This is a genomic window from Patulibacter medicamentivorans (assembly GCF_000240225.1).
GTDB lineage: Bacteria > Actinomycetota > Thermoleophilia > Solirubrobacterales > Solirubrobacteraceae > Patulibacter > Patulibacter medicamentivorans.
In genome coordinates, this window is sequence record NZ_AGUD01000054.1 from 1 (window position 1) to 12,280 (window position 12,280).

Here is a 12,280-nt window from a genome sequence, read left to right on the forward strand (position 1 = left end):
GGCCGGGACGGCGGCGACGGCGGCGGCGACGGCCCCGACGAGCCGGCCGGCGATCCGCCCCGCGCCGCCGCGCCGACCCCGGCCGGCGGCCTCTTCCGCTCCCGCAGCGACCGGATGCTGTTCGGCGTCAGCGGCGGCATCGCCCAGCGCTACGGGTTCGAGCCGGTCCTGATCCGGGTCCTCTTCCTCGGCTCGATCTTCCTCGGCGGCGCCGGCCTGCTGTTCTACCTGGCGGCCGCGATCCTGATCCCGAACGAGCCGCTCGACGCCGACGGGCGTCCGGCCTCGATCGCCGCGGGAGCGCCGGGCGCGCCGCCGACCGCCGCCGGAGGCGCCGTGCGGCTGCTGGTCGGGATCGCCGCCGTCTTCGGGATCCTCGTCGGCTTCGGGATCGTCGCCGCGTTCAGCTTCGCGATCACGGTCCTGCTCGGCGCCTGGCCGGTCGCCGTGGCGCTCGCGCTGCTGGCGGTCGCGCTGGTGGCGACCGCGCAGAGCCGGCGCGCCAGCGCGTCGCTGCTGGTCGTGATCCTGGCGGTGGCGCTGCCGGCGGCCGTCGCCATCGTCGCCGGCGTGCGCGTCGACCGCTCGATCGGCGACCGCACCTACCGTCCCGCCGACCTGGCGGGCGCGACCGACGGCTACCGGCTCGGGATCGGCAGGATGACCGTCGACCTGCGCAACCTGCCCCTCGACCGCGACAGTCGGATCACGATCCCCGCCCGCGTCGACGTCGGCCGCCTGAACGTCCTGCTGCCGCGCGACCGCTGCGTCGCCTGGACCGTCGACACCCGCTCGACGATCGGCGGCGACACCCGCGTCCTCGCCCGCCACAGCGGCAACCACACCGCCTTCGCGGACGACCGCGACAGCTTCGCGATCGATCCCGGCGAGAAGCGCCCGCACGTCACCCTGGACCTCGAGGTCGGGGCCGGCGAGCTGTTCGTGACCCGCAACCCCGACGACCTCGACGGCCACGGCCGGTTCCGCGACTGGCGCTGGTCCGGCAGCGACGTCGACACCCGGCCGATCCGCACCGACGCCTGCCGCCGGACCCGGAGCGCGCGCGGGTGAGCCAGGGCGGCCTGACCCGGCTGACGGCGTTGCTGACCGCCCTGGTGGCGGTCGGCCTCGTCGTGGCCGACGCCGCGACCTCGACGACCAGCCGGGCGCTCCTCGCGGGCGCCGCGCTGCTGCTCGGGCTCGTCGCGCTGGCCGCCCGGATCCAGCTCGCGATCGACCGCCGCCGAGAACGGCGGCTGATCCGGATGGCCGTCCGCCGCGCCCAGGCGGCGGCCGGCGTCGATCGCCGCCGCACCGCGTCGGGCACGCTGCTGGTCCTGGCCGGGTTCGCCGCCGCGCTGCTGGCCGTCCAGGCGATGACCGGGATCGCGTTCTGGGCGCTGCTGCTGCTGGCCGCCGGCGGCCTGGTGCTGTGGTCCCAGGTCGCGGCCCCGGAGCCCGACCCCGACCAGCCGGCGACCGGCTGGCAGCGACTGGTCGGCCGCCGCGGCAGCGCCGATCCCGACACCGACCGGATGCTGCTCGGCGGCGGGATCGCGCTGGTGCTGCTCGGTGCGCTGGTCACGCTCTCGTCGCTCGGCGCGCTGACGGCGTCGCGCACCGGCGTCCTCCAGACGATCGTGGCGATCCTGGCGATCCTCGTCGTGGTCGCCCCGTTCTGGCGGCGGATGTCGCGCCGCGCCGCGTCGGAGCGCTCCGAGCGGATCCGCAGCGACGAGCGGGCCGAGGTCGCCGCGCACCTGCACGACTCGGTGCTGCAGACGCTGGCGCTGATCCAGCGCCGCAGCGACGACCCGCGCGAGGTCACCAGCCTGGCCCGCCGTCAGGAGCGCGAGCTGCGGCTGTGGCTGTCGGGCCGCAGCGAGCGCCCCGACGACGAGCTGATGGCCGCGCTGCGCGCCGCCGCGGCCGCGGTCGAGGTCGAGCACGCCGTCGAGGTCGAGATCGTCACCAGCGGCGAGCGGCCGCTCGACGACCGGACCGTGGCGGTCGTCGCCGCGGCCCGCGAGGCGATGGCCAACGCCGCCCGCCACGCCTTCCCCGACGGCGATCCGGCGACGCCGGGGTCGCCGACGATCCAGGTCTTCGCCGAGGCCGACGAGGACCGGGTCGAGGTCTTCGTGCGCGACCGCGGGCGGGGCTTCGACCCCGCCGACGTGCCCGGGGACCGCCGCGGCGTCAGCGAGTCGATCGTCGGCCGGCTGCGACGCGCCGGCGGTCGCGCCACCATCCACTCGGCCCCCGGCGAGGGGACCGAGGTCGAACTGCAGTTGGAGGACCGATCGTGACCAGCCTGCCCACCGTCGTGCTCGTCGACGACCACGCGCTCTTCCGTGCCGGCGTCCGCGCCGAGCTCGAGCAGCCGACGGCCGGCGACGGCACCCCGCGCGCGACCGTCCTCGGCGAGGCCGGCGACGTCGACGTGGCGGTCCGCCTGATCCTCGACCGCGAGCCCGACGTCGTCCTGCTCGACGTCCACATGCCCGGCGGCGGCGGGGCCGAGGTCCTGCGCCGCGTCCACGAGACCCGGCCCGGCCAGCGGTTCCTCGCGCTCTCGGTCAGCGACGAGCCGGAGGACGTGATCAGCCTGATCCGCGCCGGTGCCCGCGGCTACGTCACCAAGACGATCTCCGGCGAGGAGCTGGTCGCCGCGATCGGGCAGGTCAAGGCCGGCGACGCCGTCTTCTCGCCGCGGCTGGCCGGGTTCGTGCTCGACGCCTTCGCCGGCCGGATCGACGCCGGCGCCGCGGTCGTCGCCGATCCCGAGCTCGACCAGCTGACCGACCGCGAGCGCGAGGTCCTGCGCCTGATCGCCCGCGGCTACATGTACAAGGAGATCGCCCGCCGGCTGACGATCAGCCCGAAGACGGTCGAGCACCACGTCTCGGCGGTCCTGCGCAAGCTCCAGCTCTCCAACCGCCACGAGCTGACGCGCTGGGCGACCGAGCGCCGGCTGGTGGACTGACCGGTCGCATACAGCGCTGTTCCCGCGCGGACGAGGCGCACGCAGCAACGAACCTACGCACCGGTAGGATCACCCGCCATGGCCTCGCGCACGATCCTCTTCACCGGCTTCCCGGGCTTCATCGGGGCCCGTCTGATCCCGCTGCTGCTGGACCAGGACCGCGACGCCACGGTGGTCGCGCTGGTCGAGCCGCGGATGGTCGACAAGGCGCGGGCGGCGGCCGCCGAGCTGGGGCGCGGCGAGCGGCTGCTGATCCAGCCCGGCGACATCACCGACCCGCGGCTGGGGCTCGACGAGGCGACCTACCGGCGGCTGGCCTCCGAGACGGTCGCCGTCCACCACCTGGCCGCGATCTACGACCTCGCCGTGCCGCTCGGCCTGGCCGAGCAGGTCAACGTCGAGGGCACCCAGAACGTCATCGACTTCTGCCGCGCCGCGCCGCGCCTCGAGCGCCACAACTACGTCTCGACCGCCTACGTCGCCGGCCTTCGCCACGGTCGCGTGAAGGAGGCGGACCTGGCCGCGGGCCAGAGCTTCAAGAACCACTACGAGTCGACGAAGTTCGCCGCCGAGGTCCTCGTCCGGGCCTCGATGGACGAGATCCCGACCACGATCTACCGGCCCGGGATCGTCGTCGGCGACTCGCGGACCGGCGATACCCAGAAGTTCGACGGCCCCTACTTCCTGCTGCGCTCGATCGCCGCCGCCGCGCGGATGGGCGGGCTGATCGTGCAGCCCGGCAAGATGGGCGCGCCGCTGAACGTCGTGCCGGTCGACTTCATCATCGACGCGATCGTCACCGGCGCCGGCGATCCCAGCTTCGCCGGCGAGACGCTGCACCTGGTCGACCCCGACCCGATCAGCTCCGCCGAGCTGTTCGCGCTGCTGTCCCGCGAGTACGCCGGCAAGGCCCCGTCGCTGCGGTTCCCGTGGCCGGTCGTCGACCAGGCGCTGCGGCTGAAGCCGGTCCGGACGCTCTTCGGCGGCACCCCGCGCGAGTCGCTGCTCTACCTGCAGCACGAGGTCCGCTACGACACCTCCCGCGCGACCGAGCTGCTCGGCCGCCACGGCGTCCGCTGCCCGCCGGTCGCCAGCTACGTGACGCCGATGGTCTCGTTCTTCCGCGAGCACGAGGACGACCCGGCCTTCGCGCCGGCGCACTGAGGTCTCGTGGGCGACGAGCGGCCGACCATCGGTCCAGGCGCGAAACTCCGCGCCACCGGGCGGGTTCTGTCAACCGTGGCCGCTCGTCACCTGCTCCCGCTCGCGCTCGTCGCCGCGCTCGCCGCCGCCCCGGCGGCGACGGCTCAGACCACCGACCCCGACCCCACGGGCGTCGCGGTCGGGGCCGCCGTCGACGCCGGTGACCAGGCGACCCCGGCCCCGACCCCGGTGGTCGTCACCGAGGCGCTCGCGGCGCCGCCGGCGCTACGCGATCCGACGGTGCTCTCGGTCGAGCCCAACGACACGCCGGTCGACGGCTGGAACGGCTGGCTGATCTGGAGCCGCCGGGGCCCCGACGGCCTCTTCCGCCTGATCGCCCGGCGCCCGGACGGCAGCGGCGTCGAGCTGCCGATCGCCGCCCAGCCGCGTCCGCTCGACGCCGGCATCGGCCCGGGGCCGGACGGCGGGCCGCTGGTCGTCTACAGCCGCTGCAGCTCGCCGATCGCCCCCGCCCCGACCGGCTGCGACATCTGGCAGCTGGATCCCCGGACCGGCGCCGAGCGCCCGGTCCCGGCCGCGTCGCGCCCCGACGTCGACGAGCGCCACCCCGCCGTCTGGGGCCAGCGGATCGCGTTCGCCCAGGGCGTCCGGCCCGGCAGCTCGACCCGGATGGGGATCGCGGTCGCCCGGCTCGACGGCCCGCCCCCGAACGCGCCGACGATCTTCGGCGCCCGCAGCGAGCGTCGCCGCGGCCGGACGGTCGCGGTCGGCTGGTACGAGCCGACCGGGATCGACCTGCGCGGCACCACCGTCGCCTACGGCTGGCGCGCCCACGGCGCCACCACCCGCTGGACGCTGCGGATCGCCGAGCGCCGCCGCTCCCGGACGCTGCTGAAGGTCGTCCCCGGACGGCGCACCTTCGTCGAGCTCGGCGCGCCGGCGCTGGGCAGGCGCGACGTGCTCGTGCCGGTCCTGCGCAGCGGCGGCGGCGGACGCTCGATCCTGCTCCGCAGCACGCTCTCGGGCAAGCGCCGGTGGGCGCTCGACAGCGGCTTCAGCGCCGCCCAGACCGAGCGCTACGGCTCGGCCCTGACCGCCGTCGCGCGGCCGGACGGCAGCCACCTGGCCGTCGTCCGCCGACTGGCCAGCGACGGCCGCTTCGGCTGCCGGGCGACCGCGCTGCCGCGGACGCAGGGCTGCGAGCTGCTGTCGCTCGACGCCCGCGCCCAGCCGTGGCGGCGACTGCGGCGCTGAGGACCGCGCCGCGGCTCAGGGGCGGATCGGCAGCGACAGCACGTTGCCGCCGTCGATCGCGACCGCGAACCGCCGTCGCAGCGTGGTCTCGTCGAGCGCGCCGGCCGCCCGCAGGACGCCGGCGTCGTCGGTCCCGGTGACCGCCCAGCTCGGCGGCTCGTCGCGGTAGCGCGACGCGACGATCAGCCCGCCGCCCCAGCCGAGCGTGCGGGTGACCTGGCCGCGGGCGTCGAGCAGCTGGATCGAGCGTCCGTCGCGCTGCGGGCGGGCGAAGATCCCGGAGATCCCGACGCCCATCTCGAGCAGCCCGGCGGCCGGGTCCTCGCGGATCTCGCTCCAGCGACCGACGGCGATCCGCGCCGTCTCGGGGTTGTAGGAGCTGCGCAGCGCGGTGGTCGCCGCCGGCAGGTCGTAGCGGACCAGCGCGTCGCGGACCATCCGGCAGGCCTGCCCGCGCGGCTCGGTGCACTCGACCCGGACCGGCCAGCGCTTGCCGTCGAAGCCGTGCAGGAACGGCTCCGGGAACGTCCCGACGACGCCGCGCGCGCGAGCCGCGGGCCCGAGCGCCGAGCGGTCGAACCAGACCGTGTCGCCGTCGTGGACCTTCGCCACCGTCGCGCTCTCGAGCGTCGTCGGGCGCTGCTCGTGGGTCGGCTGGCTGTCGTCGAGCACGCCGCTCTCGGCGACCGTGCCGTTGATCCAGAACGACCAGGTCCGCTTGCCGGTCGCGGCGGTGCCGTCGATCGAGGCGACGTCGCCGCCGCGGCCGAGCTCGACCTTCGCGACCCGCCGCAGGACGTCCGCGACGCGCTCGCCGTCGGAGACCTTGACCGCGTCGCGATCGAGCAGCGTGCGGCTGCCGCGATCGTCGGTGACCAGCACCCGCACGCCCTGCGGCTCGTCGCCCTGACCGGAGCCGCAGCCGCCGAGGCCGGCGGCCGCCACCAGGGCCAGCGCCGCGGACAGCCAGCGGCGGACGTGGAGCGGACGGGTCTTCGGGTCACGGCGCAGCACGGGGCGGGATCCTAGTCTTGGCGGGCCCCGCGCCGCCCCACCCCCGGGCCCGGCGGGGACCGCGATAGGGTCGATGCGTGACCGTCAACCTGACCCGGATCTACACGCGCACCGGCGACGCCGGGGAGACGCACCTCGGCGACATGAGCCGCGTGCCGAAGACCCATCCGCGGATCGAGGCCTACGGCGAGATCGACGAGCTCAACAGCCAGTTGGGCGTCGTCGCGACCCTCTCGGACCTGCCGGAGCGCTTCGGCCCCTGGCTGCGGCGGATCCAGAACGACCTCTTCGACCTCGGCGCCGACCTGTCGGTGCCCGAGGACACCCAGCACGCCCGCAAGGACCGGCTGCGCGCGACCCCGGAGCAGGTCGCCTGGCTGGAGCAGCGCTGCGACGAGGTCAACGCCGAGCTGACGCCGCTGCGGTCGTTCCTGCTGCCGGGCGGCACCCCGGCGGCGGCCCACCTGCACGTGGCGCGCACGATCTGCCGCCGCGCCGAGCGCCGGACGTTGCTGGTCGAGGGCGCCAACCCCGAGGTCGCCAAGTACTTGAACCGGCTCTCGGACCTGCTGTTCATCCTCGCCCGCTCGGCCAACGGCGGCGAGGAGCCGCTCTGGCAGCCGGGCGCCGGACGCTAGTCCGCGGGACGGGCCGGCCGCGAGCGGCGCGGCCGCCAGCGCGGCGACGGGGCGGCGCTCGCGACGCGCTCGGCCTCCTCCTCGCTCTCCGCCGTCAGCGCGGTCGCCGCCGCGACCAGGGTCAGGGCGAGCGCCCCGAGCGCCCCGAGCACCGCCACCGCCGCCGTGTGCTGGCCGACCGCGGCGACGATCCCGCCGTCGGCCCGGGCCGCGACCGCGACCGCGGTCAGGAAGCCGAGCACGAGCAGCAGCGCGGGGCCGGCGACGTGGACCGGTCGCAGCGGCCGCCGGTCGACCGGTCGCGGGCGCGGCCGGCGGCGGTCCCAGGCGGTCAGGACGATCGCCGCGATCGTCACGAAGATGGCGGCGCAGAGGAAGCCGCCGAAGACGTCGCTGGGGTAGTGGTAGCGCTCGGCGATCAGGCCGATCCCGACCGCCGACGCGGTCAGCGCCCCGACGGCCGCCACCAGCGGCCGCAGCCGCCGCGGCGCGACCAGGATCGCCAGCAGCGCGACGGTCATCACCGCCGTGCTGTGGCCCGACGGCCACGACGCGTCGCTGATCGACGCCGCCGCGACCGGCACGTCGCGGGCCTCCGCCAGCACCACCTTCAGGTGCTGGGCGGTCAGCTCGCTGAGCAGCATCGTCGGCGGGATCAGCAGCGCCAGCCGCCACCGTCGCCGGAGCGCGGCCGTCAGCACCAGCGCCAGGCAGAACTGGGCGTACGAGGACGGATTGCCGAGCTGCACGAACCACCACAGCGTCCCGCGATCGTTCCCGGTCGCCGGCGCCGCGGCCGCGAGCGTGCGCCCGTCGAGGACGTCGACCGCGCGCGTCGGCCGCAGCACCACCCCGAGCAGCAGGAACGCGACCACCAGGCCGGCGAGGACGACGGCCAGGTGGCGCAGCGAGGGAGAGCGGAGCGTGTCGGAGAACCGCACCTCCCCCACGCTAGGCCACGCTCCTGAAGGCGGCATCAGCCGACGGTCGATGCCGCCCCCGCCGTCGGTCGCCCGCGCGGCGAGGGCCTCAGCGCACCCCGGCCAGCCGCAGCGTCCGCCGCAGGCTGCTCGCTCGCGCCTGCGTCCCGGCGGTCACGACCGCCAGCGCGCTGATCCGGCCCCCGCGGGTCTGCAGGACCACCCGCGGGGCGCCGGCGCTGCGCGCCCGTCGGATCCAGAGCCCGCGACCGATCCGCTTCGCCACCCGGCCGACGCGCCGCGCCGGGGACCCGACCCGCAGGCCCGCGACCCGGTGCTGGCGGGCGGTCGTGGCCATCAGGATCGTGCGGCCGTCGTCGCCGAAGACCGCCGCGACCGTCGCCTGCCGACCGTCGCGCTCGGTCACGCAGTAGCGGTAGGCGCGGGTCGGTCGCGACGCCGGCTGGCCGACGCGGCGCAGCAGCGCGGTCGCCGGCTCGCCCAGCCGCAGCGGCCCGACCTGCGAGCGGCCGAAGAGCCCGGCGTCGACCTTGCAGCCGGGCGCGGGCACGCCGGTCGCCCGCTCCCAGGTCTCCAGGTACGCCTCGGCGCCTCGCAGCAGGTCGTCGACGATCGGCTGGCCGGCGACCTTGCGCAGGTCCTCGTACCAGTCGGGGTAGAGCCCGTACTGGGCGACGCCCTCCTTGTTGATGTCGAATACCCGGGTGCCGGTGCGGTTCCTGTCGAGGGTCACGGCGCCGTCGATCGAGCGGAACGGGTAGCGGACCGGGTTCTCGGCGTTGTCGCCGCGGGGCCCGCCCTGGGCGCCGAAGCCGTTGATGTCGGCGCCGTAGCCGACCCCGAAGAGGAACCGCGGGTCGCGCTGCTTGCGCAGCGTCCGCCACTCCTCGGCGAAGCCCTTCGAGCCGCCGGCGTAGGGCCCGATGAACCCGCCGAGCTTGTAGATCCGCTTCGGCGTGGTCGCGTCGGACCAGCTGTGGCTGGAGAGCACGCCGGGGTACTTGCGCCGCTCGAGCAGCTTCAGCGCCTCGTCGCGGGTCTTGATGCTCATGTGGTCGACCTCGACCATCATCCCCTTGGCGATCATCCGCTCGATCAGGCGCTTGCCCAGCTCGCTCAGCCCGCGCGGGTTGCAGAGCGGGCCGGCCGGGTAGACCGGCAGCGCGCCGTGCAGGCCGACCAGCGTCAGCAGCTGGGTGACGAGGTCGATCCGCGGGAACGCCTCGAGGTCGTAGCGGTCGTGCTGGTGGCCCGCCTCGCAGCGCTGCAGCCGCAGGAAGTGCGAGGTGCCGACCATGTTGCCGACGTTCGTCAGCACGCCGGTCAGGCCGCCGTCGCCGGTGGTCCCGCCGAAGGCGTTGTCGAACTTGTGGACCGGGAAGGCGCTGCGCACGCCCAGCCGGTACATCTCGTCGAGCCGCTGCTCCATCTGCTGCGGGGTGCAGGCGGACGTGTCGTTGGGCAGCGAGCAGTTGAACGCCTCGGAGTTCTCCATCCCGAGCACGATCGCCAGCTTGCCGTCGTTGATCACGCGGCGGGCGGCGTCGGGGCTCTTGACGATCCGCAGGAAGCCCTTGCCGGGCCCGCCGAACTGGGCGTCGACGTAGTCCTGCAGCTGCTCGGTGTAGCGCAGCTGCTCGTGGATCGTCTGCATCTCGTCGCAGCTGCGGTTCTTGAGCGGCCAGATCCGGCACAGGACCCCGTTGTCGACCAGGTCGACGACCATGATCCGCAGGCCGCCGCGCCAGGCCCGCTCGATCCAGCGCCAGTAGGCGCCCTCGTGGGTCAGCGAGTCGTGGCGGGGCCAGTCCTTCAGCGTCGGCCAGCCGGCCGCGTCGTGGAAGCCGATCGGGTTGCCGCCGAGGAAGTTCTCCAGCAGCGCCGCGCCGCCGCCGACCAGCGCGTGGTCGGGGCAGTCGACGAGCGCCTTCTGGACCCCGTACGGCGACCAGATCCGGCCGCAGTGGACGGCGCCGCCGATGAAGTTGAAGTTGATCGGGTGGTTGTGGGTGTCGATCAGGCCGCGGACGTCGGCGTCGGGCGAGCTGCCGCGGGCGGGCGTGCCGGTCGCGTTGACCTCGGCCTCGGGGAAGATCGCGCAGTTGCCCGCGGCGACGAACCGGAAGCGGGCGGCGTCGCCGGCGATCGACGGCGGCGCGATCAGGGCGCCGCCGCTGCCCTCGTCGACGGCCAGGACCCCACCGTTCAGCGCCTCGATCCGGAAGCCGCCCTCGGCCGCGGGCTGGACGCGCCAGTCGCCGGCCGGACCGAGGTCGCCGGACGCGATCACGCCGCTGGCGCCGCTGCGGGTCGGAACGGTCTGGTCGCGACCGTAGAGCAGGTAGCGCCCGAGCGCGGTCGCCTGCATCCGGAAGGCCTCGCCGCCGGCCGCGGTCGTCGCCTCGGCGCGGTAGCTGGCGTCGGGCCGGCGGACGACGTAGCGTCCGTTGGCGACGGACTGCAGCGCGTAGCAGCCGTGGACCAGCGAGTAGCGAGTCGGCGGGTCGGCGGCTGGCGCCGCGACCGGCAGCGCGAGCGCCACCAGGGCGACCAGCGTCGCCAGCGCTCCCGCGAGCCCCGCACGTGACCGGCACGCCGCGACGCGCCCCTTCTCCCCCATCGAGCTCCGCACGGGCGTCACCCTAGCCCACCTGGTTACAGGTGTGCAACGAGCGTCCCGCCGTCACCCGCGAGGTGGCGACCGGAGCGGGGCGCGTTTGGCACCCAGGAGGTGCGAAACGCGCCCCGGACCCGCTCGGCCGCCCCGCGACGGACGGTTCGCGGTCAGCCGCGGTAGACGGTCAGCGACCTCGCGATCGCCCGCATCTCGGCGTTGCTGAGGGCGTTGGAGAGCGTGTTGGAGACCCAGTACGTGCCGCTCGGGGTGCGCAGCATCAGCCGCCGGATCTGCTTGCCGTCGTATTGGACGAGGAAGGTCCGGCCGCCCAGCCGCTCCTGGTCGTCGGCCAGGTCGAGGATCGGCGGATCGCGCCAGGTGGTGCCCTCGACCCCGTAGTACTGGCCGATCCCCGCGTTCTCGGTGACCACGATCCGGTACGCCTGCCAGGGGTAGGTCTTGCCGTCGGACGACGCGATGTCGTACGGGCGCGACGACACGGCGTCGTAGCGCGACTGCCGCTCCATCGCCTTCGGGTAGAGGATCGGGAAGCGGGTCTTGGGCGCGATCGTGGTGGCCACCAGGCTCTTGGCCGCGGCGGGATCGGCGAAGATCGTCGGCGGGGTGGTGGCCTTGCGGCGGCGGGCCTTGGCGGCGGGGGTCGCCGTGCGGTTCTTCTTCGCGGCGTCGCGGGCCTTGCGGGTGGCGGCGCCGGGGACGCTGCCCGGGTGCAGGAACTCCCGGGCGGCCTTGGCGAGGGCCTGCGGCGTCGCCGCGACGTTGCCGCCGGCGACGTCGCGGGTGGCGAGGGTGATCTTCTCGGTCGGCTTGCCGGCGATGTTGGCGGCGAGCTTGACGACGCCGAGGATGTCGCGGGAGTGGCGGACGTCGGTCGAGATGTACGGCCCGATCGCCTTCAGGATGTCGTCGCGGTTGTCGAAGATCGTCGTGTTGGCGATCTGGCCCCGTGCCTCGGCCAGGTAGTTCGTCTGCCGGGCCTCGCGGACCAGGTCGCTGTCGAAGTGGCGGAAGCGGACGTAGGCGAGCGACTGCTCGCCGCAGAGCCGCTGGTAGCCCGCGGGCACGTCGATCGTGGCGAACCGCTTGCCCGGGGGCAGGCCGGCGTTGTCGTTGTAGTACCGGCGGTCGATGTCGACGTAGAAGCAGTTGAACTCGTTGACGGCCTTCGCGAACGCGGTGAAGCGGATCGAGGCGAAGTGCTCGATGCGGAACGGCTCGCCAGGGCTGCTGAGCAGCCGCTTGAGGGTCCGGATCAGGCCCTTGGGCCCCTTCTCGTAGGCCTGGTTGAGCTTCCGCAGGCCGGTCTGGCCGGGCAGGTTGACCTCGAGATCGCGCGGCAGCGACAGCATCGTCGTCGCCTTCGCGTCGGGGTCCAGCCGGATCAGCATCATCGTGTCCGACCGCGTCGGCGTCCCCTTGGCGTCGCCGAACCGGTGGTCGTCGCCGACCAGCAGGATCGTCTGCGCCTCGCCGGACCGGACGCCGTCGAGCACGTCGCCGACCCCAGGGTCATCGCCCCGCGCCAGCTCCCCCTCGGCCTTCTTGCCCTCGTTCCACAGGACCGTGGCGACGCCGGCCCCGACCGCGGCGAGCACGAGGATGCCCGCCAGGACGATCTGGAGGGCCACGCGCCGGCCGGGAGTCG

General features: G+C 74.9%; 10 protein-coding genes. 6 read left to right on the forward strand and 4 right to left on the reverse strand.

Annotated elements, in window-relative coordinates; translation table 11 throughout:
- From PAI11_RS24010 to PAI11_RS06010, 5 genes are all read left to right on the forward strand, one after another.
- Window positions 1-1,071, forward strand: a 1,071-nt coding sequence (locus tag PAI11_RS24010; RefSeq protein ID WP_050897134.1) for a PspC domain-containing protein, incomplete at its 5' end; no start/stop codon positions are given.
- Window positions 1,068-2,309, forward strand: coding sequence for a sensor histidine kinase (locus PAI11_RS24015; RefSeq protein WP_007571953.1), 1,242 nt, complete (start codon window positions 1,068-1,070; stop codon window positions 2,307-2,309). The genes PAI11_RS24010 and PAI11_RS24015, both read left to right, overlap by 4 nt.
- Complete coding sequence (locus PAI11_RS06000) at window positions 2,306-2,986, forward strand: LuxR C-terminal-related transcriptional regulator (protein WP_007571954.1); 681 nt, start codon at window positions 2,306-2,308, stop codon at window positions 2,984-2,986. The genes PAI11_RS24015 and PAI11_RS06000 overlap by 4 nt, the downstream gene beginning before the upstream one ends.
- 78 nt (window positions 2,987-3,064) lie before the next feature.
- Entirely contained in the window at window positions 3,065-4,150 is a 1,086-nt protein-coding gene (locus PAI11_RS06005; RefSeq protein WP_007571957.1) for an SDR family oxidoreductase, read from the forward strand.
- A 75-nt stretch (window positions 4,151-4,225) separates the two neighbouring features.
- Window positions 4,226-5,404, forward strand: a complete 1,179-nt coding sequence (locus tag PAI11_RS06010) for a hypothetical protein (RefSeq protein ID WP_007571959.1) — start codon at window positions 4,226-4,228, stop codon at window positions 5,402-5,404.
- A gap of 15 nt (window positions 5,405-5,419) precedes the next feature.
- Here PAI11_RS06010 and PAI11_RS06015 read toward each other — a convergent pair whose 3' ends face one another.
- Entirely contained in the window at window positions 5,420-6,418 is a 999-nt protein-coding gene (locus PAI11_RS06015; protein WP_007571961.1) for a hypothetical protein, read from the reverse strand.
- 77 nt (window positions 6,419-6,495) lie between these two features.
- On the opposite strand from PAI11_RS06015, the gene PAI11_RS06020 reads away from it, so the two are divergent.
- Window positions 6,496-7,056, forward strand: a complete 561-nt coding sequence (locus tag PAI11_RS06020; protein ID WP_007571962.1) for a cob(I)yrinic acid a,c-diamide adenosyltransferase — start codon at window positions 6,496-6,498, stop codon at window positions 7,054-7,056.
- Here the strand turns inward: PAI11_RS06020 and PAI11_RS06025 are convergent.
- The 3 genes from PAI11_RS06025 to PAI11_RS06035 all read right to left on the reverse strand — a co-directional run bounded on the left by PAI11_RS06025 (window position 7,053) and on the right by PAI11_RS06035 (window position 12,263).
- Window positions 7,053-7,997, reverse strand: a complete 945-nt coding sequence (locus tag PAI11_RS06025) for a phosphatase PAP2 family protein (RefSeq protein WP_007571965.1) — start codon at window positions 7,995-7,997, stop codon at window positions 7,053-7,055. The genes PAI11_RS06020 and PAI11_RS06025 overlap by 4 nt on opposite strands.
- A gap of 88 nt (window positions 7,998-8,085) precedes the next feature.
- Window positions 8,086-10,629 (reverse strand): membrane dipeptidase, encoded by a 2,544-nt coding sequence (locus PAI11_RS06030; RefSeq protein ID WP_086000318.1) that lies wholly within the window; start codon window positions 10,627-10,629, stop codon window positions 8,086-8,088.
- Between the two features lie 152 nt (window positions 10,630-10,781).
- A complete protein-coding gene (locus PAI11_RS06035; protein ID WP_007571969.1) occupies window positions 10,782-12,263 on the reverse strand; it encodes an LCP family glycopolymer transferase in 1,482 nt (493 codons plus the stop codon).
- Window positions 12,264-12,280 lie beyond the last annotated feature (17 nt).

What these genes read in the sequence shown, in the direction of transcription:
- PAI11_RS06005 (WP_007571957.1), top strand. Translation starts at nt 3,065, where the DNA reads ATGGCCTCGCGCACGATCCTCTTCACCGGCTTCCCGGGCTTCATCGGG.